This window comes from Pseudomonas sp. CJQ_9, assembly GCF_043106615.1.
Lineage (GTDB): Bacteria > Pseudomonadota > Gammaproteobacteria > Pseudomonadales > Pseudomonadaceae > Aquipseudomonas > Aquipseudomonas juntendi.
The window spans coordinates 33,453-57,039 of sequence record NZ_JBICMS010000002.1; the positions used below are offsets into that span (position 1 = coordinate 33,453).

At 63.6% G+C, this 23,587-nt stretch carries 24 protein-coding genes; 13 read left to right on the forward strand and 11 right to left on the reverse strand.

Annotated features, from left to right (window positions below; translation table 11 throughout):
- Nucleotides 1-100: 100 nt before the first annotated feature.
- A complete protein-coding gene (locus ACF8SD_RS00735; RefSeq protein ID WP_173891062.1) occupies nt 101-535 on the forward strand; it encodes a cupin domain-containing protein in 435 nt (144 codons plus the stop codon).
- Nucleotides 536-570: 35 nt separating this feature from the next.
- Here the strand turns inward: ACF8SD_RS00735 and pcaG are convergent, their stop codons facing one another.
- Both pcaG and pcaH read right to left on the reverse strand, forming a co-directional pair.
- Complete coding sequence (gene pcaG / locus ACF8SD_RS00740; protein ID WP_009682256.1) at nt 571-1,176, reverse strand: protocatechuate 3,4-dioxygenase subunit alpha; 606 nt, start codon at nt 1,174-1,176, stop codon at nt 571-573.
- Between the two features lie 10 nt (nt 1,177-1,186).
- A complete protein-coding gene (gene pcaH, locus ACF8SD_RS00745) occupies nt 1,187-1,906 on the reverse strand; it encodes a protocatechuate 3,4-dioxygenase subunit beta (RefSeq protein WP_009682255.1) in 720 nt (239 codons plus the stop codon).
- 225 nt (nt 1,907-2,131) lie between these two features.
- Here pcaH and ACF8SD_RS00750 point away from each other — a divergent pair, with 225 nt between their 5' ends.
- The gene (locus tag ACF8SD_RS00750) at nt 2,132-3,025 is read left to right on the forward strand and encodes a neutral zinc metallopeptidase (RefSeq protein WP_009682254.1); all 894 of its coding nucleotides are present in this window, start codon (nt 2,132-2,134) and stop codon (nt 3,023-3,025) included.
- A 243-nt stretch (nt 3,026-3,268) separates the two neighbouring features.
- Complete coding sequence (locus ACF8SD_RS00755; RefSeq protein ID WP_392483606.1) at nt 3,269-5,188, forward strand: methyl-accepting chemotaxis protein; 1,920 nt, start codon at nt 3,269-3,271, stop codon at nt 5,186-5,188.
- 132 nt (nt 5,189-5,320) lie between these two features.
- Here the strand turns inward: ACF8SD_RS00755 and ggt are convergent, their stop codons facing one another.
- The 3 genes from ggt to ACF8SD_RS00770 all read right to left on the reverse strand — a co-directional run bounded on the left by ggt (nt 5,321) and on the right by ACF8SD_RS00770 (nt 8,715).
- The gene (gene ggt, locus ACF8SD_RS00760) at nt 5,321-6,988 is read right to left on the reverse strand and encodes a gamma-glutamyltransferase (protein ID WP_173891064.1); all 1,668 of its coding nucleotides are present in this window, start codon (nt 6,986-6,988) and stop codon (nt 5,321-5,323) included.
- A 117-nt stretch (nt 6,989-7,105) separates the two neighbouring features.
- The gene (locus ACF8SD_RS00765) at nt 7,106-8,002 is read right to left on the reverse strand and encodes a LysR family transcriptional regulator (protein ID WP_029887177.1); all 897 of its coding nucleotides are present in this window, start codon (nt 8,000-8,002) and stop codon (nt 7,106-7,108) included.
- Between the two features lie 122 nt (nt 8,003-8,124).
- Complete coding sequence (locus ACF8SD_RS00770) at nt 8,125-8,715, reverse strand: NAD(P)H-dependent oxidoreductase (protein ID WP_173891066.1); 591 nt, start codon at nt 8,713-8,715, stop codon at nt 8,125-8,127.
- Nucleotides 8,716-8,878: 163 nt separating this feature from the next.
- On the opposite strand from ACF8SD_RS00770, the gene ACF8SD_RS00775 reads away from it, so the two are divergent.
- Nucleotides 8,879-9,193 carry a putative quinol monooxygenase gene (locus ACF8SD_RS00775; protein WP_054905836.1) on the forward strand — a complete coding sequence of 105 codons (315 nt, stop codon included), beginning with the start codon at nt 8,879-8,881 and terminating at the stop codon, nt 9,191-9,193.
- On the opposite strand, the gene ACF8SD_RS00780 is transcribed toward ACF8SD_RS00775, so the two are convergent.
- On the reverse strand, nt 9,183-9,947 hold the full coding sequence (locus tag ACF8SD_RS00780) for a sulfite exporter TauE/SafE family protein (protein WP_173891067.1): 765 nt from the start codon (nt 9,945-9,947) through the stop codon (nt 9,183-9,185). The two genes, ACF8SD_RS00775 and ACF8SD_RS00780, sit on opposite strands and share 11 nt — an antisense overlap.
- A 77-nt stretch (nt 9,948-10,024) precedes the next feature.
- Between ACF8SD_RS00780 and ACF8SD_RS00785 the strand changes: the two genes are divergently transcribed.
- The 8 genes from ACF8SD_RS00785 (at nt 10,025) to ACF8SD_RS00820 (ending at nt 17,359) form a co-directional block, all read left to right on the forward strand.
- A complete protein-coding gene (locus tag ACF8SD_RS00785; RefSeq protein ID WP_392483605.1) occupies nt 10,025-10,927 on the forward strand; it encodes a LysR family transcriptional regulator in 903 nt (300 codons plus the stop codon).
- 248 nt (nt 10,928-11,175) lie between these two features.
- A complete protein-coding gene (locus tag ACF8SD_RS00790; RefSeq protein ID WP_392483604.1) occupies nt 11,176-11,781 on the forward strand; it encodes a CDP-alcohol phosphatidyltransferase family protein in 606 nt (201 codons plus the stop codon).
- 30 nt (nt 11,782-11,811) lie between these two features.
- Nucleotides 11,812-13,566 carry a bifunctional alpha/beta hydrolase/class I SAM-dependent methyltransferase gene (locus tag ACF8SD_RS00795; RefSeq protein ID WP_392483603.1) on the forward strand — a complete coding sequence of 585 codons (1,755 nt, stop codon included), beginning with the start codon at nt 11,812-11,814 and terminating at the stop codon, nt 13,564-13,566.
- A complete protein-coding gene (locus ACF8SD_RS00800) occupies nt 13,567-14,922 on the forward strand; it encodes a phosphatase PAP2/dual specificity phosphatase family protein (protein WP_392483602.1) in 1,356 nt (451 codons plus the stop codon).
- Nucleotides 14,919-15,350 (forward strand): hypothetical protein, encoded by a 432-nt coding sequence (locus ACF8SD_RS00805; RefSeq protein ID WP_392483601.1) that lies wholly within the window; start codon nt 14,919-14,921, stop codon nt 15,348-15,350. The genes ACF8SD_RS00800 and ACF8SD_RS00805 overlap by 4 nt, the downstream gene beginning before the upstream one ends.
- A 10-nt stretch (nt 15,351-15,360) precedes the next feature.
- The gene (locus ACF8SD_RS00810; protein WP_173891073.1) at nt 15,361-15,984 is read left to right on the forward strand and encodes a lysophospholipid acyltransferase family protein; all 624 of its coding nucleotides are present in this window, start codon (nt 15,361-15,363) and stop codon (nt 15,982-15,984) included.
- A gap of 1 nt (nt 15,985) precedes the next feature.
- On the forward strand, nt 15,986-16,918 hold the full coding sequence (locus ACF8SD_RS00815) for a phosphatidate cytidylyltransferase (protein ID WP_173891074.1): 933 nt from the start codon (nt 15,986-15,988) through the stop codon (nt 16,916-16,918).
- A gap of 96 nt (nt 16,919-17,014) precedes the next feature.
- Entirely contained in the window at nt 17,015-17,359 is a 345-nt protein-coding gene (locus ACF8SD_RS00820; RefSeq protein WP_003251579.1) for a cupin domain-containing protein, read from the forward strand.
- Nucleotides 17,360-17,583: 224 nt separating this feature from the next.
- Here the strand turns inward: ACF8SD_RS00820 and mmsB are convergent, their stop codons facing one another.
- The gene (gene mmsB / locus ACF8SD_RS00825) at nt 17,584-18,471 is read right to left on the reverse strand and encodes a 3-hydroxyisobutyrate dehydrogenase (RefSeq protein WP_392483600.1); all 888 of its coding nucleotides are present in this window, start codon (nt 18,469-18,471) and stop codon (nt 17,584-17,586) included.
- Between the two features lie 10 nt (nt 18,472-18,481).
- A complete protein-coding gene (locus ACF8SD_RS00830) occupies nt 18,482-20,008 on the reverse strand; it encodes a CoA-acylating methylmalonate-semialdehyde dehydrogenase (protein ID WP_392483599.1) in 1,527 nt (508 codons plus the stop codon).
- Nucleotides 20,009-20,140: 132 nt separating this feature from the next.
- On the opposite strand from ACF8SD_RS00830, the gene ACF8SD_RS00835 reads away from it, so the two are divergent.
- Nucleotides 20,141-21,091, forward strand: coding sequence for a LysR family transcriptional regulator (locus tag ACF8SD_RS00835; RefSeq protein WP_392483598.1), 951 nt, complete (start codon nt 20,141-20,143; stop codon nt 21,089-21,091).
- A 6-nt stretch (nt 21,092-21,097) separates the two neighbouring features.
- Here the strand turns inward: ACF8SD_RS00835 and ACF8SD_RS00840 are convergent, their stop codons facing one another.
- The 3 genes from ACF8SD_RS00840 to ACF8SD_RS00850 are packed head-to-tail and all read right to left on the reverse strand — an operon-like array spanning nt 21,098 to nt 23,428.
- Nucleotides 21,098-21,589: an OmpA family protein gene (locus ACF8SD_RS00840; RefSeq protein ID WP_173891078.1), complete on the reverse strand. Its 492-nt coding sequence runs from the start codon at nt 21,587-21,589 to the stop codon at nt 21,098-21,100.
- 4 nt (nt 21,590-21,593) lie between these two features.
- The gene (locus tag ACF8SD_RS00845; RefSeq protein ID WP_173891079.1) at nt 21,594-22,865 is read right to left on the reverse strand and encodes a diguanylate cyclase domain-containing protein; all 1,272 of its coding nucleotides are present in this window, start codon (nt 22,863-22,865) and stop codon (nt 21,594-21,596) included.
- Nucleotides 22,862-23,428, reverse strand: coding sequence for a YfiR family protein (locus tag ACF8SD_RS00850; RefSeq protein WP_392483597.1), 567 nt, complete (start codon nt 23,426-23,428; stop codon nt 22,862-22,864). Before ACF8SD_RS00850 ends, ACF8SD_RS00845 begins: the two co-directional genes overlap by 4 nt.
- Between the last annotated feature and the right edge of the window lie 159 nt (nt 23,429-23,587).

Genomic DNA, 23,587 nt, shown 5'->3' on the forward strand with positions numbered 1-23,587 from the left:
GTGCGTAATTGACACAAGTCATGGCTAGTTCTGCCCGTATTTGTGCCCTCAACCGTGAGTTAGCCTCTTGTTGATCATCACTCAACAAAGGTACTCCAGCATGAAAGCAGTGCAGGCATTCATCGCAGCGTTGGCACTCGGCACCCTGGCAGTTGGCGCCAACGCGGCACAACCAATCGTTTCAGTCACCGACCACACGGCCTTGAACTGGCAGGACGTGCCCAATACCAATGGCGCTGTCAGCTTCGCCAACGTTGAGGGCGATATCTTCGGCAAGGGGCCCTACTCGGCCTATGTGAAATTCAGCAAAGGGACCGACAACGGCCTGCACCAGCACAGCCAGGCACTGCCGACGGTCGTGCTGAAGGGGACCTTCTATGCGGTGATCGACGGCAAGCGCATCGAGTACCCGGCAGGCGCCTATTACAACCTGCCGGCCGGGTTGATACATGAAAGTGGCTGCACGGCGGCTGCCGATTGCCTGCTGTTTCAACATCAGGCCGGTGCGTTCGACCTCAAACCCGTTGCAGGCTGAGGCATCGGGGCCGCTTGGCGGCCCCGACGTTTACATCAAAAGTCGAAGAACACCGTCTCGCCTTCCCCCTGAATACGGATATCAAAGCGATACGCCGTTTTCCCGTCCACTTCACAACGCTTGGCAATCAGCGTCTCGCGGCGCTGCGGCTGCTCAATCAGGTTGAGCACCGGGCACTTGGCATTGAGCGGCGCTTCATCATCGAAATACAGGCGCGTGTGCAGGTGGATGTTGATGCCACGGGCAAACAGGCTGATGTTGATGTGCGGCGCCATTGGTACGCCAGCGGCATTGTTCACCACGCCGGGCTTGACCGTGTACAGCGTCCACTCACCGGCGTCGAAGGTGGTGGCGGTTCGGCCGAAGCTGTTGAACGCGTTTTCCAGGTTGTAGGCATCCTGGTACTCGCCGTTGGCGTCGGCTTGCCACACTTCCAGGAACGAGTCGCGCACCAGGTGGCCGTTGCCGTCGTAGACATGGCCGATCAGCTGAATGTGCTCACCCGGGGCGTCGGGCTTGGCCAGGCGGTTCCAGATTTCCTGGTCACGGGTAGGGTTGCCGGCCGCTTCCAGGGCCAGGCCGATGTGCACGTAGGGGCCGGCAGTCTGCGAAGGGGTTTCCGGCAGCAGTTCGATTGGCATGGCGGGGTCCTCAGCAGTTTTCGAAGTGGGTCTTGCGCTGGCCGCGCAGCACGATGTCGAAGCGGTAGGCCAGGCAGTCCATCGGGTTGGCGTTGCTCATGTCGAGCTTGGCAATCAACTGCTGCACGGCTTGCGGGTTGGCGATCGACTTGACGATCGGGCACATCGGGATCAGCGGGTCGCCTTCGAAATACAGCTGGGTGATCAGCTTGGTGGCGATCGACGGGCCGCTGATGGCGAAGTGGATGTGCGCTGGGCGCCAGTCGTTCGGGCCGTTGCGCCACGGGTACGGGCCCGGCTTGATGGTGCGGAAGCTGTAGTAGCCGTCACGGTCGGTCAGGCAGCGGCCGACACCGCCGAAGTTGGGGTCCAGCGGTGCCAGGTAGCGGTCGTTCTTGTGGCGATAGCGGCCACCGGCGTTGGCTTGCCACATTTCCACCAGGGTATTGGGCACAGGCTTGCCGTACTGGTCGACAACGCGGCCGGCAACGATGATGCGCTCACCGATCGGCAGGCCACCGTTGTTGAAATTCAGCAGCAGGTCGTGGTCGTGGGCACCGAAGCCCAGGTGGGAAAAATCCGGGCCGGTGGTTTCGCTGATCGACTGCGGAATGCTGACCAGCGCCTGGCGCGGCGAGCGCGCAACGGAGGTCTTGTAGTCGGGGGTGAGGGCTTTGGGGTGCCAGTTGCGATCACGGATCACGAAGCGGCTGTTGTCCTGGGCGGGCATGCCGGTTTCCTCTCTTGGAATTATGGAGATGCGCAGGCGGGCTTATTGAACCCTTCGCGGGCAAGCCCGCTCCTACATACAGTTTCCGGCATGTCGCGCGCGGTGAATATTGAAATGAGGCACTTAAAACATATCCATTTGGTTATGCATGAGCACCTGCACCTGACACCAACCGCGGTCGTGAACTAATCTTTTACTTCTTGTTTCACGCTCGGGAGAGCACTCATGGAATGGCGAAAAGGCCGACGCAGCGACAACGTGGTCGATGCCCGGGGCGAAGGTGGCGGTGGGGGCGGCATGCGCTTTGGCGGCGGCAAAGGCCTGGGCCTGGGGGCGATCCTGCTGATCGTCGGCATCGGCTGGTTGACCGGGCAGGACCCGTTGCAGATCCTCGGCCAGCTGGCCGGCCAGGTGGAGCAGCAGCAGACCCAGACGGCGCCAAGCGGTGCCGGCGCCAAGGCGCCACCGGCCAACGATGAGCAGGCCCAGTTCGTGGCCTCGATCCTGGGCGATACCGAGGACACCTGGAAGGCGTTGTTCGCCGAAGCAGGCAAACAGTACCGCGACCCCAAGCTGGTGCTGTTCAGTGGCCAGGTGAATTCGGCCTGCGGCGCTGCCTCTGCGGCCGTGGGGCCGTTCTATTGCCCGGCCGACCAGCGTGTGTACCTGGACATGTCGTTCTTCCGCGAAATGGAAACCCGTTTCGCCGCGGCCGGCGACTTTGCCCAGGCCTACGTCATCGCCCACGAAATTGGCCACCACGTACAGACCTTGCTGGGGGTTTCGGCCAAGGTCGACGCCGCCCGCCGCAGTGGTCAGCGCATGGAGGGCGACAACGGGTTGCTGGTACGCCAGGAACTGCAGGCGGACTGCCTGGCGGGTGTCTGGGCCTACCAGGCACAGAAGCGCCTGAACTGGCTGGAGCCGGGCGATGTAGAGGAGGCGCTGAACGCTGCCAACGCCATTGGCGATGACCGCCTGCAACAGCAAGGGCGCGGCCGTGTGGTGCCGGACTCGTTTACCCATGGCACCTCGGCCCAGCGCGTGCGCTGGTTCAAGACCGGGTTTGCCGAAGGTGAAGTGGACCGCTGCGACACCTTCAGTGCCCGTAGCCTCTGATACCTCGCCAACAGACTGCTGCGTCACCGCTGGAACCCTGGGGCCGCTTCGCGGCCCTTTCCGACCGGTCCGGCGCACCGGCAACGCCGCGCCTACCAAAATGCGCACGTTGTTATTGCTGAAAAAGCGTTTCAGCTTCCCGCAGCATTGCCGATAACCCCTGCATGAATCAGCGGGCATCCAGAACAATAACGCCTGGCGATCGAACATCAAAAGAGCGAAAACTATTTCTGGAGTGCGTGCATGAACAGCTGGTTTGCCAACATCAGCGTCAACCTCAAACTCGGCCTGGGCTTCGGCCTGGTGCTTGTCCTCACCGGCCTGCTGGCCCTGACTGGCTGGACCAGCCTGGGCAGCCTGATCGACCGTAGCAACTGGATGAGCGACATCGGCCAGTTGAACAAAGACCTGACCGACCTGCGCGTGGCCCGCCTGCAGTACATGATCGCCAATGGCGACGATGCCGCGGCCGCCAACACCCAGGCCAAGCTGAACGCCTTCAGCAAGCAGCAGGCCTACTTGGCCAGTACGTTCAAAAGCCCCGAGAACGTCAAGCTGCTGGGTGAGCTGGGGGAAACCATCAGCGCCTACAAGCTGTCGCTGAACAAGATGCGCCAAGGCTACGACGCCACGCGCGCAGCGCGTAGCACCATGGACAGCTCGGCCGCCGGCGCCGACCAGGCCATGGACCTGTTGAGCCAGGAAGTCATGGCCCGCCCGGAAGCCGACAGCGTACGCCTGGCCCAGTACCAACTGATCAGCCAGGCGCGCCAGCAGTTGCTGCAAGTGCGCATCGACGTGCGCGGCTACATTGCCGACAACAGTGCCAGCAACGAGCAGGCCGCCCTGCGCCAGCTGGATGCGGCACTGGCCAATGTGGGCAACCTCAAACGCCAGATGCCGGGTGAAGGCACACGCCTGCAGCAACTGGAAAGCGCGGTACTGGCCTACCGTGATGCCGTACGCCAGTTCCGCGATGCAGTCGCCAGCATCACCACCGCGCGTGCGGAAATGACCGTACAGGGTGCCGATATCGTCAAGCGCAGCGATGCGCTGTACCAGATCCAGCTGCAGCGTCGCGACATCGAAAGCAGCCAGGCCCGCAGCCTGCAGGCCATCGCCACGCTGCTGGCGTTGCTGGTCGGCGTGCTGGGCGCGGTGTTGATCACCCAGCAGATCACCCGCCCGTTGCGCGAGACGCTGCTGGCGGTGGAAAAAATCGCCAGTGGCGACCTGACCCAGCAATTGCGCGTCACCCGCCGCGACGAATTGGGCGTGCTGCAGCAAGGCATCGCGCGCATGGGCACCACCTTGCGCGAGCTGATCAGCGGCATCCGCGACGGCGTGACCCAAATCGCCAGCGCTGCCGAAGAACTGTCGGCAGTGACCGAACAGACCAGTGCCGGGGCCAATAGCCAGAAGGTCGAAACCGACCAGGTGGCCACCGCCATGCACGAAATGGCCGCCACCGTGCAAGAAGTGGCGCGCAATGCCGAACAGGCTTCGCACGCCGCCACCGGTGCCGACGAACAGGCCCGCGCCGGCGACCGCGTGGTCGGTGAAGCGATCGGCCAGATCGAGCGCCTGGCCCAGGACATGCATCGCTCCACTGAAGCCATGAGCCTGCTGCAACAGGAAAGCCAGAAGATCGGCAGCGTGATGGACGTGATCAAGTCGGTGGCAGAACAGACCAACCTGCTGGCGCTGAACGCGGCGATCGAGGCGGCGCGGGCGGGTGAAGCCGGGCGCGGCTTCGCCGTGGTGGCCGATGAAGTACGCGGCCTGGCGCAGCGCACGCAAAAGTCCACCGAAGAGATCGAAGAGCTGATTGCCGGCCTGCAGCAGGGTACCCAGCAAGTGGCCAGCGCCATGCAAGGCAGCCGTACCCTGACCGACAGCAGCGTGGAACTGGCGCGCAAGGCCGGGGCCTCGCTGGAAAGCATTACCAGCACGGTGTCGGGCATTCAGTCGATGAACCAGCAGATTGCCGCGGCCGCAGAGCAGCAGAGTGCGGTGGCCGAGGAGATCAGCCGCAGCATCCTCAATGTGCGCGATGTGTCTGAGCAGACGGCGGCGGCCAGCAATGAAACGGCAGCGTCCAGCGTCGAACTGGCGCGCCTGGGTGGGCAGTTGCAGACGCTGGTCAGCCAGTTCCGCGTCTGACTGCAAGCCCCGGGGCCGCTGAGCTGCCCAGCGCCGGTAAGCCAGGCTGCCACAGTAACGGTCCAGGATCAGAAACAGCGCCGTACCTGTGGGAGCTGGCTTGCTGGCGATGAGGCCAGCACAGGCGACAGCTTATTTGACGATCATGCCCACTCCACGCCCCCGTGGATCAGAGGCAGTCTCCAGCTTTGCCCCGTCCACCCGGATCGCCTGGATATCACCCATCTCCCAGCCCTGGTCTTCCAGCACATACCCCATCTTCTTCAGGCCGTCAGCCACAGGCCCGGTCAACGGTGCATAGCTGTCGAAGTAGATGGTGTCCTTGGGCAGCAACTGATGGTGCACACGCTGCGCCGCCACCGCCTTGTCCAATGGCATGCCGTAGTCATACAGATTGTTCATCACCTGGAAGATCGAGGTAAAGATCCGCGAACCACCCGGGGTGCCGATCACCAGCTCGACCTTGCCGTCACGGGTCATCAGGCTGGGGCTCATCGATGACAGCATGCGCTTGCCCGGCTCGATCGCGTTGGCATCACCGCCGACTACGCCAAAGGCATTGGCAGCCCCCGGCTTGGCGCTGAAGTCGTCCATCTCGTCGTTCAGCAGGAAGCCCGCCCCTTTCACCACCACGCCACTGCCATAGTCGAGGTTGAGGGTGTAGGTGTTACTGACCGCGTTGCCGTGCTTGTCGACGATGGAAAAGTGCGTGGTCTGGTGCGGCTCCAGCCCGGGCTTGACCTTGTCAGTGTCGGAAATGGCTTTCGGGTTGACCTGCGCAGCGCGCTTGGCCAGGTAGTCCTTGGCCACCAGTTTATCCACCGGCACTTGGGTAAAGGCCGGGTCACCGAGATAGTCGGCGCGGTCGGCGAACACGCGTTTCTCGATCTCGGCCAGCAGGTGGATGTATTGCGCCGAGTTGTGCGCCACCCCCTTGAAGTCCGCCGCGCGGTCTTCCTTGATGCCCAGCAGCTGGGCCAGCGCTACCCCGCCGGAGCTGGGTGGTGGCGCGGTATACACCACGTTGCCACGCCAACTGACGGCCATCGGCTCACGCCATACGGCCTTGTAGTCCTGCAGGTCTTGTTTGGTGATCAGGCCCTTGTCGGCCTGCATCTGCGCCACCAGCAAATCGGCAGTCTTGCCCTGGTAGAACTCGCTGACGCCTTTGTCGGCGATGCGCTCCAGGGTCTGGGCCAGTTCGGGCTGCCTGAACAGCTCGCCAACCTTCATGTTGCCGAAGTAGTCGTTGAAGTTGGTCGCAGTCTTGAACATGCCCTGTGCATCGTTGCGGTACTGGTACTGCTTTTCCGCGACCTTGAAGCCATTTTTCGCATAGCCGATGGCCGGGGTCAGCAGCTCGCTCCAGGGCAGCTTGCCAAACTTGCGATGCGCCTCCCACAACCCCATTACCGTGCCGGGTACGCCAGCGGCGCGCACCCCGACCAGGCTGAGGTTCTCGATGACCTCGCCCTTGTCGTCCAGGTACATGTTGCGCGTGGCGGCCTTGGGCGCCACTTCGCGGTAGTCGAGGAAATACGGCTTGCCGTCGACGAACAGGGTCATGAAACCGCCGCCGCCGATATTGCCGGCCTCGGGATAGGTCACCGCCAGGGTGAAGGCCGTGGCCACGGCGGCATCGACTGCGTTGCCGCCCTTTTTCAGGATATCGGCGGCAACCTGTGCACCATATTGATCGGGGGCAGCCACTGCACCGCCTTCCAGATCAGCAGCGTAAACCGAGGAACAGCTCAGGATCGCGGCTGCGAGAGCCAGGTACTGAAACGGGACAATACGCATGACACTTCCTTGGTGTTGTTTTTGTCGAGCAGTCAGTAAGGCCGATGCGCCTCGACTGTGCAATCGACCGCCGGGCGTTTCGCCGCCCGTGGGCAGAATTTGTCGCGTTCAGGCAACTCAGCAGGCGTACATGGCCAGCTTGCGCTGGATGAAATCCAGAAAGCACTGAATACGCAGGGCCAGCTGCGTGTTGCGGTAGTACACCGCGTGAATCGGTTGCCGGTAACCGTTGTTGGCTTCACCCAACAGCACCTGCAAGCGCCCGCTGCGAATGTCTTCGTGGGTCATGAAATGCGACAGGCTGACGATGCCCTCCCCGGCCAGCGCCAGCTGGCGCAGGGTCTCGCCGCTGGAAGCGAGCAACGCGGGGCGGATGCCGAAGCGGTCACCCTGGGCATGGCGCAGCGGCCACTGGTTGAGCGAGTCGGGTTGGCTGAAGCCAAGCAGGCAGTGGTTGGCCAGGTCCTCGACACGCTGGGGTGTACCATGCTGCGCCAGGTAGGCGGGGCTTGCCAGCACCTGTACCGGGCTGCAGCCGAGGTTGCGTGCATGCAGGCTGGAGTCGGCCAGTTCGCCGATGCGAATCGCCACATCGGTGCTGTGCTCCAGCAGGTCGATGATCAGGTCGTCGGTATTCAGCTCCAGCTCTATGCCCGGGTACTGGCGGCGGAACTCGCCGATCCACGGCACGATGGCATGCAGCATGAAAGGGGCGGCAGCGTTGATGCGCAGGCGCCCGGTAGGGGTCTGGCGGTTCATCGACAGGCGCTCTTCCATGTCGTCCATCTGCTGCAGGATCAACCGCGCGCGGTCGAGGAAAAAACGCCCTTCCTCGGTGAGGTCCATACGGCGGGTGGTACGATTGACCAGGGTGGTGCCGAGCTTGCCCTCCAGGCGTGACAAGGTCCGGCTGACGGCGGACGGGGTCTGGCCCATCTGCTCGGCAGCGGCGGAGATCGAGCCGCAATCGATGACGGCGACGAATACCTGGAGTTCTTCGGATCGGGTTTTCACATTCGGGCCTGTGATGGGTCTGTGCAAGGATCAGATAATCGCATGTACAGGCCAAGTGCGGCTGCTCCCACCTCACCTGTGGGAGCGAGCCAGCCCGAGAAGAGGCCAGTACAGGTAACCCATCACGCTGCCTTGCCGAACACCTTGTCCAGATGGGCCTCATAGGCTGCCAACGCCGCCGGCACATCCGGGCGCTTCATCACATCCGTTGCCAGGAAAGTCGGCAGGCCGGCCATGCCAAGGAACTGGTTGGCCTTGTGGAACGGGAAGTACACCGCATCCACGCCTTTGCCTTCAAAGAAATCGCTCGAGTCATCGAAGGCCTGCTGCGGCGCGTTCCAGGTCAGCGAAAGCATGTACTGCTTGCCGTGCACCAAGCCACCGCTGCCGTACTTCTGCGTGTGATCCGAGCGGGTGCGGCCATCGTTGGCGTACAGGCTGCCATGGCCTGCGGTGAACACTTCATCGATGTACTTCTTCACCGTCCACGGCGCGCCCATCCACCAGCCCGGCATCTGGTAGATGATCACATCGGCCCAGAGAAACTTCTCGACCTCGGCCTGCACGTCGTAGCCACCGTCGATGAACGTCTGCTGTACATCGAAACCGGCGCGGTCCAGGTGGGCGATGGCCGCTTCGTGCAAGGTCGTGTTGAGGCGGCCATCAGAGTGAGCGAACTGTTTACCACCATTGAGCAGAAGAATCTTTTTCATGCTGGCCTCCCCGGCCGAGTCAAAATTTGATGTCGGCAGGTTAGAGGTTCGCTGGGGCGGGATACAGAAGTCACCGGGCAAAATACAATTGACCAGAAGTCACGAATCAGCATCAAATTATTGCCGTAGAATCGGTTCACCGTCCCTCACCGAGTAGCGCCCCATGACTGAGCAGATCGCCTTCATTCTCAAAGCCAAGACCCGCCCGGAAATGGCTGATGCGTTCGAAAACCTGTTCCGCCCTTATGTCGAGCCAAGCCGCCAGGAGCCAGGTTGCATCGAGTACCACATGCTGCGCGACCAGCAGGACCCCAGCCTGTTCGTGTTTTTCGAAGTGTGGGCCGACCAGGCCGCGCTGGATGTGCACTCGGCCCTGCCGCACATGGCCGCCTTCTTCGAAAAACGCATGGACTACCTGGAGCGTGATTTCGATATCCAGCGGGTCAACATGCTCAGCGCATCCAGCGCTAACCGTTGATCAGCAAGTGGCCGCCCAGTGCGGCCAGGCCGATGAAGAAACAACGCTTGAACAGCAACGCGCTGATGCGCTGACGCAACCACTGCCCGGCCAGCATGCCGAGCAAGGCTGGCGCCAGCATCAGCAATGAAGCACCCAAGGCCTGGCCACCGAGGGCATCCTGCCCGGCCAGGCCAATAGCCAGTGCCAGGGTCGATACCGTGAACGACAGGCCCAGCGCCTGGATCATCTGCTCGCGGCTCAGGCCCAGGCTCTGCAAGTAGGGCACCGCAGGTATCACGAATACCCCGGTTGCCGCCGTGATTACCCCCGTCACCAGCCCGCACGCAGGCCCCAGCCAACGCTCGTGCGCCGCTGCCAAGTGCAAGCCCGGCCCAACCAGCCCGTACACCGCGTACGCCAGCAAGGCCGCACCCAACGCATGCGCGGCCCATGGCCCGCTGTCGATTCCCAGCCAGGCACTGCCCAGCAAGGTGCCAATGAAGATCAGCGCCAGCATCGGGCCCAGCCGCACCAGCAACGCTCGCAGGTACCCGCCGCTGGCCAACTGCCAAAGGTTGGTAAGGGTCGACGGCACGATCAGCAGCGCTGCAGCCTGCGCCGGAGGCATAGCCAGGCCCAGCAGGCCCATTGCGATGGTGGGCAGCCCCAGGCCGATCACGCCTTTCACTGCGCCGGCCAGCAGGAACGTCAGCACCACCAGCAGCGACAGAGCAGGGCCCATGTTGTGGTAGAAAGCGAGCAAGGTATTCATGGGCCGATAATGGCCCGTGGCGGGCAGGCTGAAAATCTGCCATACCCTTACCCAGACTCTTGCTAAGGCAGAGGCACATGCATTTCGACCTGATCGACCTCAAGCTGTTCCAGCACACCCTGGAGTGCGGCAACATCACCGCCGGTGCCAGCCGCAGCCATCTTTCGCTGCCGGCAGCCAGTGCGCGCATCCGGGCCATGGAAGCGTCGCTGGGCATCCCTTTACTACAGCGTAACCGCCGCGGTGTTCAGCCGACCCCGGCCGGCCAGGCGCTGTTGCTGCATGCCCGCCTGATTGCCCAGCAGGTCGAACGCTTGCAGTTCGACCTGGGCCAGTACGCTCAGGGGCAGCACGGTCAAGTGCGCCTGCTGTGCAACACCGCAGCACTTACGGAGTACCTGCCAGAACTCGTGGCCGGTTATTTGGCTGAAAACCCCGGCATCAGCGTGGACATACAGGAACTGCCGAGCCTGCGCATCGTGCAGGCGATTACGCAAGGCATGGCAGACCTTGGCATTGTTTCATCAGCCGCGCCCTTCGGGCACCTGCAAACCCGGCCGTTTCGTGACGACCCACTGGTGCTGGTAGCGCCGCCTGGCCATCCGCTGGCCAGCGAGGCTGCCCCCAGCTTCATCGACAGCCTGGTGCATGGTCATGTCGGGCTTGGAGCAGGCAGTGCATTGGCGTTGTACCTGGAGGAACAGGCATTGCGGGAAGGGCGGCGCATGCAGGTGATAGTGCGGGCCGAAGGGTTTGATGGCGTGATCCGCATGGTTGCAGGCGGGGCTGGGGTCGGGGTGGTGCCTCTGGCGGCGGTGAAGCGTTGGCAAGGGCTGTTGCCGCTGCACTGGGTGGCCCTGGCGGAACCCTGGGCCAACCGCCGGTTGCTGGTGTGCGCGCGGGACTTTGCGGCGTTGCCAGGGTATGCGTCGGGGTTGGTTGACCGGCTGGTGGGAGCAACTGTCATGCTCAATTACTAAAAGCTGGCGCGATCCCTGTAGGAGCGGGCGCGCCCGCGAACACCGGCGCAGCCGGTGCCATGCACTGCGTTGGATTCTTCGCGGGTAAACCCGCTCCCACAGTGCCCAGCATCAGTGCTATGCACGACAGCGCAGCCTGAAGGGCTGGGAGACTTGCGAGTTGACGCTATACCTGTGGGAGCGGGTTTACCCGCGAAGAAGGCTCACACACAATGGCGCCATGACGCCCCACTAAAAAGGATTTTCCAGTGGCCTCGATCTACCAGCTCAAACCACGCTTCCAGGCCTTGTTGCGCCCGGCCGTGCAACGCCTTTACGACCGAGGCGTCACCGCCAACCAGGTCACTGTCACCGCTGCCGTGGTATCGCTCCTGGTGGGCCTGCTGCTGGCCGCCCTGCCGCACATCACCTGGCTGTTCATCCTGGTACCGATCTGGATGCTGCTGCGCATGGCGCTGAATGCGGTCGACGGCATGCTGGCCCGGGAGTTCGTCCAGCAATCCACCCTCGGTGCTTACCTCAACGAACTCTGTGACGTGATTGCCGATGCAGCGCTGTACCTGCCCTTCGCCTTGTTGGCCGGGGTGTCGCCTACGCTGGTGGTACTGGTGGTGCTGTGCGCCACCTTCAGCGAGTACGCCGGTGTCATGGGCCCGCTGGCAGGCGCCTCGCGGCGCTACGACGGGCCTATGGGCAAGAGCGACAGGGCCTTCGCCTTCGGGGTGCTGGGCACCGGCGTCGCCTTTGGCCTGCTCGATGGCGCCTGGATCGACGGCCTGTTGCTGGTCATCCTCGCGCTCTCGCTCTATACCCTCTACAACCGGGTTCGCCAGGGCCTGGCCGAAACCCGCTGAGCCTATCGTCGTCGCAAAAGGACGTTGACCATGCGCCAAGCGCAAGCGCTGCACTTCCCCACCCATGACGGTGTCGAGCTGCATTACCGTCATTGGCCTGCCACCCGCAACGAACACCAGCCACGCCGCGCCGTGGTGATGTTCCACCGGGGCCATGAGCACGGCGGGCGCATGGCCCACCTGGCCGATGAGCTGGATATGCCGGGCTACGACTTCTTCGCCTGGGATGCCCGCGGCCACGGCCGCTCGCCAGGCGCGCGTGGCGACAGCCCGGGGTTCGCTACCAGTGTGCGCGACGTGCAAACCTTCATCGAACACATCCAGGCCCACCACGGCATCGCCGAACAGGACCTGGTGGTACTGGCACAGAGCGTCGGCGCCGTGCTGATCGCCACCTGGGCCCACGACTACGCGCCCAAAGTGCGCTGCCTGGTGTTGGCCTCGCCAGCGTTCAAGGTCAAGCTGTACGTGCCGTTTGCCCGCCCAGGCCTGAAGCTGCTGAAGGCCTTGCGCGGCAATTTCTTCGTCAACAGCTACGTCAAGCCGCGCCTGCTCACCCACGACCCTGAGCGGGTGATGTCGTACGTGGCCGACCCGCTGATCAGCCGGCCCATTTCGGTAACCATGCTGCTGGGCCTGTACGAGGCCGCCGACCGCGTGGTGGCGGACGCCCAGGCCATCCAGGTGCCGACCCAGTTGCTGGTGTCCGGGGCTGATTTCGTGGTCGAGCGCCAACCGCAAGAACGGTTTTTCGACCGGCTTGGCAGCACACGAAAGGAAATGCACATACTGCCCGGGTTCTTCCACGACACCTTGGGGGAACGTGATCGGGCCCATGCCCTGAGGCGCATCGAACGGTTTGTCGACCATTGCTTTGCCAGCCCCGCCGCGTTGCCCTCACTGCTGGATGCCGACAAGACCGGGGCCAGTTGCGCCGAGGCAGAAAGCCTGGCTGCGCCGCTGCCGCGCAACTCGCCACGCGACCTTTACTGGCGCGCCACCCGCGCCGGCTTGAGCCTGGGCAAGGGGCTGTCTGCGGGGGTGAAGCTCGGGTTTGACACCGGCTTCGATTCTGGCAGCACCCTCGACTACGTGTACCGCAACCAGCCGACCGGCAAGGGCAAACTGGGGCGCCTGATGGACCAGAACTACCTCGACGCCATCGGCTGGCGTGGCATACGCCAACGCAAACTGCACGTCGAGCAATTGCTACGCCTGGCCATCGCCCACCTGCGTGAACAGCAACGGCCCGTGCACATTGTCGATATCGCGGCCGGCCATGGCCGCTATATCCTCGAAGCCCTTCAAGGCCTTGAGCAGTTGCCAGATTCGATCCTGCTGCGCGACTACAGCGAACTGAACGTTCAGCAAGGCAGCGCGCTGATCCGCGAGAAGGGCCTGGCCGACATCGCCCGCTTCGTCCAGGGCGACGCCTTCGATCGCCAGAGCCTGGCCACACTTGAACAGCCCCCAACGCTGGCCGTGGTTTCGGGGCTATACGAGCTCTTCCCCAGTAACCAACTGGTGGGCAATTCCCTGGCCGGGCTGGCCGACGCCGTAGAAGATGGCGGCTACCTGGTCTACACCGGCCAGCCATGGCACCCGCAACTGGAGATGATTGCCCGCGCCCTCACCAGCCACCGCGGTGGCGAGGCTTGGGTAATGCGCCGGCGCAGCCAGGCCGAGATGGACCAGCTGGTTGAGGCCGCGGGCTTCCGCAAGCTGGCCCAGCGTATCGATGAATGGGGCATTTTCAGCGTCAGCCTGGCACAGCGGGTGCGCTGAGTGAGCCCGCCACGCGAGCACGGGCTGATTCGCCGGGGCGTGTTCTGGCTTCTGCTGCTGGGGCCGTTGTTCTTCCTCAGCTATGGGCTGGCGAACAATTACACGGCTGGGCGCAGTGATGTCGGCAGCCTGGTGTTCGGCTGGGAGCACGGCATGCCGCTGTGGCCCTGGACGATCATCCCGTACTGGTCGATCGACCTGCTGTACGGGTTGTCCTTCCTGCTGCCGCGCACACGCCAGGAAATGGACCGCCACGCGCTGGCGCTACTCAGCGCACAGGTGATCAGCGTCTGCTGTTTCCTGCTGTGGCCGCTGCGGTTCACCTTCGAGCGGCCGGGCCTGGACGGGCTGTTCGGCTGGCTGTTCGATGTGTTGATGGGCTTCGACAAGCCATTCAACCAGGCGCCTTCGCTGCACATCGCTTTGCTGGTGATCATCTGGGCGATGTTTGCCCGGCATGTGCAACGCCAGCCCTGGCGTTGGCTGATGCATGGCTGGATGGCGCTGATCGGGGTGTCGGTGCTGACCACCTGGCAGCACCATTTCATCGATGTGCCCACGGGGGCGCTGGCGGGGTTTGCCTGCCTGTGGCTGTGGCCGCAGCAAGGGCGCCTGCCCTTTCAGGCGGCCCGTCTTGCTCAGGATGCCAAGCGCTGGAAGGTTGCCGCTTGTTATGCCTTGGGCGCGCTGCTGTGTGTACTCCCTGCCGCTGCGATGGGCGGGGCTTGGCTGTGGTTGAGTTGGCCGGCGGTGTCGTTGGGGCTGGTGGCGCTGAACTACACCGTGTTCGGGGCGGGTGGTTTTCAGAAGGGTAATGACGGGCGCTTGTCGCCTGCAAGCCGGTGGCTGCTGGCACCCTACCTGGCGGGCGCGTGGCTCAATTCGCGGCTGTGGACCCGGCGCCATCCACAGGCCGACGAGGTGTGTGATGGTGTGTACCTGGGGAGAATCCCAGGGCGCGACACGCAGTTCGCTGCAATTGTAGATTTATGCGCCGAGCTACCATACATCGACCGTTGTGGGAGCGCCCTTTCGCGACGCAAGGCCGCTCCTACGACGGGCGCGTCAGCTGTTGCCTATGAGTGTTTCCCGACCCTGGATCTGTTAACGCCAGACGTTGCGCTGTTACAACAAGCCGCCAGCGCTATCGAGCACCTGCGCGCTCAGGGTCCCGTGCTGGTGTGCTGCGCTTTGGGTTATTCACGCAGCGCCAGCGCCGTGGCGGCCTGGCTGGTGGTGACCGGCCGGTGCGTTGACGCCCAGCAGGCAGAATCCCTTATCCGCAAAGCCCGCCCCGGCATCGTATTGCACAGTGCCCACCGCCATGTGCTCCAGCAACTTGGAGCACAGCCATGAACCTGTGCGTGGCCGCCAGCCTGCTGGGCCGAGGCAAACAGCTGGAGCGCCTGTCCGACGGCCTCACCTTGCTGGCCCTGGCCTACGGCCTTGCACCTCTGCTCAACGCCCCGCTGCATCCGCTGGCGAGCCTGCTGTGCAGCGTGCTGCTGGTGCTCGGCGTGCTCCACAAATATTGGGCCATCCGCGTGGCAATCGATGCCGAACTATTTGCCCACCTGGCCAATAGCGCAGACCTGCCGGCCGACACTCAGGCCCTAGACCGCGCCCTGTTCGAACTGAAACTCAAACCACAGGCCACCGACGGCCGCGCCTGGCCTGCCCGCAGCCAGGCCGCACTAGGCCTGTTGCGCCGTCAGGCCGTATGCCTGGGCCTGCAGCTGTCGCTAGCCTTGGCTACCCTGCTGACACTGCCTTTCAAGGGATGACCACCTGCCTATGCTCGCCAACCTGACTGCTTACGTCATCACCTCGGCCGCCCGCCTGATTACCGGTGCCCGCGCCCTTTGGCTGGGTTGCTCGGCGCTGCCGGTGCAGCGCCTGTATTTCGCCAACCACAGCAGCCACGGCGACTTCGTGCTGCTGTGGGCCTCGCTGCCGCAAGGGCTGCGTCAGCGCACGCGCCCGGTGGCCGGCGCAGACTACTGGGCCAGGCCGGGCATCCGCGACTTTCTTATCCGCAAGGTCTTCAACGGGGTACTGATCGAGCGCCAGCGCAGCGAAGGGCAAGGCAACCCTTTGCAGCCGGTGCTCGACGCGGTGGCCCAGGGCGACTCGCTGATCTTCTTCCCGGAGGGCACGCGCAACCTTGGCGACGCACCGCTACTGCCCTTCAGAAGCGGGTTGTATCACCTGGCAGCAGCCCACCCGCAGGTCGAACTGGTACCGGTATGGATCGCCAACCTCAACCGGGTGATGCCCAAAGGGCGCGCCCTGCCATTGCCGTTGCTGTGCACCCTGAGCTTTGGCGAACCGCTGCACCTGCACGCCGATGAAAGCAAGCAGGCGTTTCTCGAGCGGGCCAGCCAGGCCCTGCTGAACCTGGCCCCCAAGGATGCCTGACATGGACAACAATACCCTTTCCCTGTTTGCCGGCATCGGCGCCCTGCTGCTGCTGGCCAGCGTGATCGGCCGCCTGCTCAAATGGCGCGCCGGCCCGGCGCCGCACGCCGTGATCGACAACCTCAACGCCCGCATCAATGCCTGGTGGGTGATGGTGGTGGTGATCGGCATTGCCTTCGTGTTCGGCAAGTACGGTGTGATCGTGCTGTTCTACGGTGTGTCGTTCTATGCCCTGCGCGAATTCATGACCCTCACCCCTACCCGGCGCAGCGACTACCCGGCACTGGTGGCAGCCTTCTACGTGGCACTTCCGGTGCAGTACGTGCTGATCGCCATGGACTGGTACGGCCTGTTCAGCATTTTCATTCCGGTGTACCTGTTCTTGCTGCTGCCGATCCTCGCCAGCCTGGGCGGTGACACCACACGTTTCCTCGAGCGTGCGTCAAAAGTGCAATGGGGCTTGATGATCGCCGTGTACTGCGTGTCTTCAGTGCCGGCCCTGATGACCCTGGACATCCCCGGCTACGAGGGCCGCAACCTGCTGCTGATCGCCTGGCTGATTCTGGTGGTGCAACTCAGCGACGTGTTGCAGTACGTGTGCGGCAAGCTGTTTGGCAAACACAAGGTGGCGCCCAACCTGTCACCCTCCAAGACCGTCGAAGGCCTGGCCGGCGGCGTAGCGCTGGCCACTTTGATCGGCGCCCTGTTGTGCTGGATCACGCCCTTCAGCTTCTGGCAGGCCGCGCTCATGGCCTTGGCCGTGAACGCCATGGGCTTCTTCGGCGGGCTGGTGATGTCGGCCATCAAGCGTGACCGTGGGGTGAAAGACTGGGGCCACATGATCGAAGGCCACGGCGGCATGCTCGACCGCATGGATTCGGTGTGCTTTGCGGCGCCAGTGTTCTTCCACTTTGTGCGGTATTGGTGGGCATAGCGCGACCAGACAGCTGGACGTCGAGCCCAGGCAACTGCGGCTCGGCCGATGGCCCTATGGTGACCAGTCATTCAGCCAGTCACCAGGAGTTGTGCCATGTCCGATTTCATCACCGTCCTGCGCGAAACCTGCCCCACGCCGGTCGTGGACGCCACCAAGTGGAAGCGCATCGGCGGCGATCCGCACACCGTGAACCTCAACGCCTACCTGTCGGCAGACGGCAGCAAGATCATGGGCACCTGGATCTGCACCCCGGGCAAGTTCGAGGTCAATTACGACAAGTGGGAGTTCTGCCACTTCCTCGATGGCTACTGCATCATCACCCCGGAAGGCGAAGAGCCGAAGCACCTGAAGGCCGGTGACGTGTTCGTGATCGAACCGGGGATGAAAGGCACCTGGGAAGTGGTCGAGACCGTGCGCAAGTATTTCGTCTTTGCCTGATCCGACACTCTACAACTAACTCTGTGGGAGCGGGCGCGCCCGCGAAACAGGCAGTGTGGTGGATGGCACCGGCTTTGCCGGTGTTCGCGGGCATGCCCGCTCCCACAGGGTTATGTGGCGCCTGCAGAATCGGGGCAAAAAAATCGCGGGGCAGGTGCCCTTCCCTCTGGTGCGCAGTTACAGAGGGAAGGCCACCTGGCCCGCGATGAAGCCCACCTCTTGCGTCAATCTTTCTTGCGATACCCCTCGACGATAGCCGAGAAATCCTTACCCCCCTCGCCACGCAAGCTCATGGCCTGATACAACTGCTGGGCCACAGCCCCCAGGATCACCGGCTGGTGTGCCTGGCGTGCCGCTTCGGTCGCCAGCCCAAGGTCCTTGAGCATCAGCTCGGCACCAAACCCACCGGTATAGCCCCGCGAGGCCGGCGCCGTGTCGATAATGCCGGGCCATGGGTTGTAGGTATCCGAGCTCCAGCAACGCCCGGTCGAACTGTTGATGATGCCGGCCAGCACCTGGGTATCGATGCCCAGCGCATTACCCAGCGCCATGGCCTCGGACACGCCGATCATCGAGATACCCAACAGCAGGTTGTTGCAGATCTTGGCGATTTGCCCGGTGCCCACCTCGCCGCAGTGGACGATGTTGCGGCCCATCTGCTCCAGCACCGGCTTGAGGCTGGCGAACAGCTCGGCGCTGGCACCGACCATGAACGTCAGCGTGCCGGCTGCCGCACCGCCGGTGCCACCGGACACCGGCGCATCGCCCATGTCCACGCCTTTGGCCGCCGCGGCCTTGGACACCTCGCGCGCGGTCTGCGGGTCGATGGTGCTGCAGTCCACGGTCGGTGTGCCGGGGCGTATGCCCGCCAGCACACCGTCGTCGTTCAGGTAAACACTGCGCACATGGGCCGCGGCCGGCAGCATGGTGATTACCAAGTCGCTGCTGGCGGCCGCGGCCTTGGGCGAAGGGCTGATCTGCCCGCCCAGTTCGGCCAACTCGGCAAGCACGGCTTTGTTCAGGTCGAACAGGCTCAGTGTGTGCCCGGCCTTGATCAGGTTGCGGGCCATGGGCGCGCCCATGTTGCCCAGGCCAATGAATGCGATACGCATGAGGAACTCCTTAGCGCAGGCTGATGGTGGTGTTCACGCCGTCGTTGACGCTGTCGTCGTCGAACCAGCGGGCAGTGACGGTCTTGGTCTGCGTGTAGAACTGCACCACTTGCTTGCCGTATGGCCCAAGGTCGCCGAGTTTGGACCCACGCGAGCCGGTGAAACTGAAGAACGAGACCGGCACCGGGATCGGGATGTTGATACCCACCTGGCCCACGTCGATCTCGCTCTGGAACTTGCGCGCGGCCGCGCCGCTTTGGGTGAACAGGCCGGTGCCGTTACCGAACGGGTTGGCGTTGACCAGGGCGATGGCTTCGTCGAGGGTATCGACCTCCAGGGTGACCAGCACCGGGCCAAAGATTTCCTGGGTGTACACCTGCATGTCGGTCTTCACGCCTGAGAACAGGGTCGGGCCGACAAAGTTGCCCTGCTCGTAGCCCGGGACCTGAACGTCGCGGCCATCGAGCTCCAGCTTGGCGCCCTCCCTGATGCCGCTTTCGATCAGGCCCAACACGCGCTCCTTGGCCCGCCTGGAAACCACCGGCCCGACATCGGTGCCGGGCTCGCAACCGGCGTTGACCTTGAGCTTGCTGGCGGCCTCCTTGATGTCTGGCAACCACTCACGGGCCTTGCCCACCAGTACCGCGACGGAGGTCGCCATGCAGCGCTGGCCGGCCGCCCCGAATGCGGCACCCACCAGTGCATTGATGGTTTGTGTACGGTTGGCATCGGGGAGCACCACGGCGTGGTTCTTGGCGCCCATCATCGACTGCACGCGCTTGCCGTGCTGGCTGGCCAGGTTGTACACATGGGTGCCCACTTCGGTGGAGCCGACGAAGGAAATCGCCTTGATGTCCTGGTGAGTGCAAATGGCATCCACCACCTGCTTGCCACCGTGCACCACATTCAGCACCCCGGCCGGTACGCCAGCTTCCAGCGCCAGCTCGACCAGCAGCATGGTCGACAGCGGGTCTTGCTCGGATGGTTTGAGCACGAAGGTGTTGCCGCAGACGATGGCCATGGGGAACATCCACAGCGGGATCATCGCCGGGAAATTGAACGGCGTGATGCCAGCGCATACACCGATAGGCTGGCGCAGGGTGTAGGTATCGACGCCGCCGGCGACGTTTTCGGCGAATTCACCCATCTGCAGGGTGCCGATAGAAGCAGCGTGTTCCACCACTTCCAGGCCGCGGAAGATATCACCCTCGGCGTCAGCCAGGGTTTTGCCCTGCTCGGCGCTGAGCACCTGGGCAATGCGCTTGGTGTGTTCGCGAATAAGCGCCTGCAGCTTGAGCATGATGCGCATGCGCGCGCCAATCGGGGTGTCTCGCCAGGTCTTGAAAGCACGGTGGGCAGCGGCTACCGCTGCATCGACTTCATCTACCGTGGCGAACGGTACCCGCGCCAGCACCTCTTGGGTGGCCGGGTTGACGATGTCGCGCCATTCGGTGGTCACAGACTCGACCCACTGGCCGTCGATCAGCAGCTTCACCTGCTCGACCTTGGTCGGGTTCGGGGATTGCGGTGCGTTCATCTGCGTTCTCCTTGGAATTATTGTCGGGACGAGATCGCCAGCGCCAAGCAAACGCGAGGTGGCGTCCTGAGGCTTGTTTCGAGTATAGATGTGCAAACATCCAACAAGAACGCACAAAAAAACCGGATCATCATGCAAAAAGATCTCACATCCCTGAGCGCGCTCAACTGGGACGACTTGAAGTTCTTCCTCGAAGTGGCCCGCACCCGCAAGGCCAGTAGCGCGGCAAAACGCCTGAGTGTGGACTACACCACGGTGTCGCGCCGCATCAGCTCGCTGGAGGGTGCGCTGGGTACCTTGCTGTTCGAAAAGTCGCGCACCAACGGCTTTGTTCTCACTGCCGAGGGCCAGCGTCTACTGGGCTATGCCGAGTCGATCGAAAGTACGCTGCACATGGCGTGCGAGCAGGTATCCGGGTCGAGCGTGGCGTTGTCGGGGCATGTGCGAATGGGGTGCACAGAAGGCTTCGGCAGTTTCTTCATTACCCCGCAGTTGAGCCACTTCGTCGACGCCTACCCGGCCATTTCGGTGGATATCCTGCCGCTGCCGCACTTCATCAGCCTGTCCAAGCGCGAAGCGGATATCGTCATCGCCCTGGAGCGGCCGGAGCACGGGCCTTATGTGTGCTGCAAACTGTGCGACTACAGCTTGCGGCTGTATGCGACGCAGGACTACCTGGCCAGCCATGCACCGATACACCAGGTGGCTGATCTGGCCAGGCACCCGTTCATCAGTTACGTGGACGACCTGGCGTTCAGCTCGGAGTTGCTGTACCTGGCCAACCTGATTCCCGGCGCCAGCGCGCACTTGCGCAGTACCAGTGTGATTGCCCAGTACACGGCGGCGCTGCAGGGGCGCGGGCTGGCGATCCTGCCGTGTTTCCTGGCTGCACAGGATCCACGGCTGGTCAGGGTGTTGCCAGAGGATATCGAGGTAACGCGACAATTCTGGATGTATTGCCGGGAGGACCTGCGCAAGCTGAAGCGGATCACCCTGTTGTGGGATTACATTCGCGGGGTGACCGAGGCGAATGCGCCGTTGTTGATGGGGCAAACCCGGGAAATGCGCTTTGCCCAGCATTGACGGGGCTCAGTAAGACGCCACCACGATGGACACGCGCCGGTTTTCGGTCCGCCCGGCGCTGGTGCGGTTGTTCGCCACCGGCTGGCTGCTGCCCAGGCCCTGGCTTTGGATGTTCTGCGGCTGCATGCCCACGCCGACCAAGGCTTTGGCCACGCTCTGCGCGCGGCGCTCGGACAACTCCTGGTTATAGGCCGCCTTGCCCGACGAGTCGGTATGCCCGTCTACCCGCACACGCTGGATACCCACGCCCAGCAGTGCCTTGCCGATCCGCTCGACAATCGCCTGGCTCTGGCTGTTGAGGCTGTCCAGGTCACTGCCGAACAACACTTTGCCAGACAAGTCATACGCCCAGCCTTCATCGGTGGGGGTAAAGCCTTCGCGCTTGAGCACGGCAATCTGTTCCGGGGTCAGCCCCTTGGGCGGCGCGCTTTGGCAGCCGGTCAGCGCCAGCACAGCGAGCAACACGGCCCACAGTGGAAAACGTAAAGCCTGTATCACGGGTTCAGCTCCTGTTGTCGATAGGGTTGGCGGACCGTTCCGTCTGCGCCACTTGCCAATGGCCACGCCGTTTGCGCTTGGCCTGATACATGGCCGCATCGGCGGCATTCAGAAGACTGGCCGGGTCGGCGCCGTCTTCCGGGTAATAGGCGATACCGACGCTCACCGACGTGGCGACACTGCGGCCGCTGTCCAGTTGCACCGGCAACTTCATGCTGGCGACGATTTTTTCGGCAATGTGCTCGGCATCCCGGCGCGTTTGCAAAGGCGTCAGCAGCACGGCGAATTCATCGCCGCCCAAACGTGCAACCAGATCATGCTCACGCAACTGGGCACGCAGGCGCTCGGCCACGCTGATCAGCACCTCGTCCCCCACCGCATGGCCCAGCGTGTCGTTGATCTGCTTGAAGTGGTCACTGTCAAGGAACAGCAGCGCCATGTGATCCTGCTGGCTGGCTGCGTTGCGCACGCTGCGGCTCAGGCGCCCTTCGAAGAAGGCGCGGTTGGGCAGGCCGGTCAGGCTGTCGTGGCTGGCCTGGTGGGCTAAGGTCTGGTTTTCGCTCTGCAGGTGGCTTTGCCATACTTCCAGTTCGTCCAGCAGGGCGTTGAAGTCATTCCCCAGCTCGTTGAGTTCGGCGATCGCCGTTTCCGGCACACGCCGGTCGAAGCTGCGCTCGCGGCGGGCGGCGTGGGCGACGCTGGCCAGGCCGCGCAGCGGCCGGGTGATATCGCCGAGCAGGCGCCGCGACAGGTATTGGGCAGCCAAGGCGCTGAGGACCGTGCAACACAGAATACCGGCCAGCCCCCCCAGCATGAACAGCAACAGGCTACGCCCCTGGCCAACCAGTTCGATGCGCCCGATCTGTTGCTGCTGGTGCATGATCGGCAGCTTGGCCGGTTCGTCCAGCAACGCGCGGGCGACCTGCGTTTCCAGCAGGGCAAGCATGCCCGAATCGGCACGCTGCCAGCGCGCCAGTTGCTCGCCTTCACCATTGAATACCCTGGCCTCGGCCACTTCCTCGGCGCTGGCGATCAGCGCCAGCGCCTCACTGGCGGCGGCACTGTCATCGAACACCACCGCCGCCTCCACGGTGTAGCTGATCGACCGGGCAATCAGTTGCAGGTTGTGATTGGCATAGACGCTCAAGGCCAGCACGCCCAACAGGGTCAAGGAAATACCGGCCAGGCCCACGGCCAGCAAGGCGACATTCAAGTGTGCACGGCCCAGCACCGAGCGCAGGGTTGGGCGCAGGCTGCGCTTGCGGGTCGGCTTCATGGTTGCACCGCCCGGCGCCGCGACAGCTGCAGCACGCTGGGGTGAATGCGCACCCCGGAGCGCGCCACCGAGTCAAGGTTGACCTCGAAGGCCACCTGCTGGTCGCTGACCCGCAGGCAGAACAGGCTGCCGATGGTGCATGGGTCATTCGATTCGCTGATGCTCAGGACCGGGTAGCCGCTGACCCGCTCGAACAGCTTGTCACGCTGGCGCTGGTCGAGCTTGCCGATGTAGATCGCATCACACGCCTGAGCGACCTGACTGTCATCTGCCAGCAAGCGCTTCACTTGCAGCGGGCGGCCAGACGCCTGCACCTGGCCCTTGATCAGGTCATCAGCGTATTCGGTGGGGCCGACCAGGCACAGGCGCAATGGAGACGGCTCCACCGGCCAGCGCGCGTAGCTGAAAATGCCCAGCACGACCTGGGTGACGGCCTTGGCCCGTTGCTGCGCCTGGGCGTTGGTGGTTGCGGTGTCCGCCCGGGCAGGCCCCGTAGCGATAAACAGGACGGCCAGCAATAGCGAAACCGCACAGCTTGTCACACGTCTTGCGGCCACATGCATGTGGGGAATCTCTCAAAATCCTTTCTGGTCTCGGCGCAACGATAGCACATGGCCGCATCACTGTAGAAAGGCAGGCACCGCGGTGGTTGGCACGGGCTGCGCCCGTGTTCGCGGGCACGCCCGCTCCCACTGGGGATCGCCAACTGCTTTTCGGCCGGG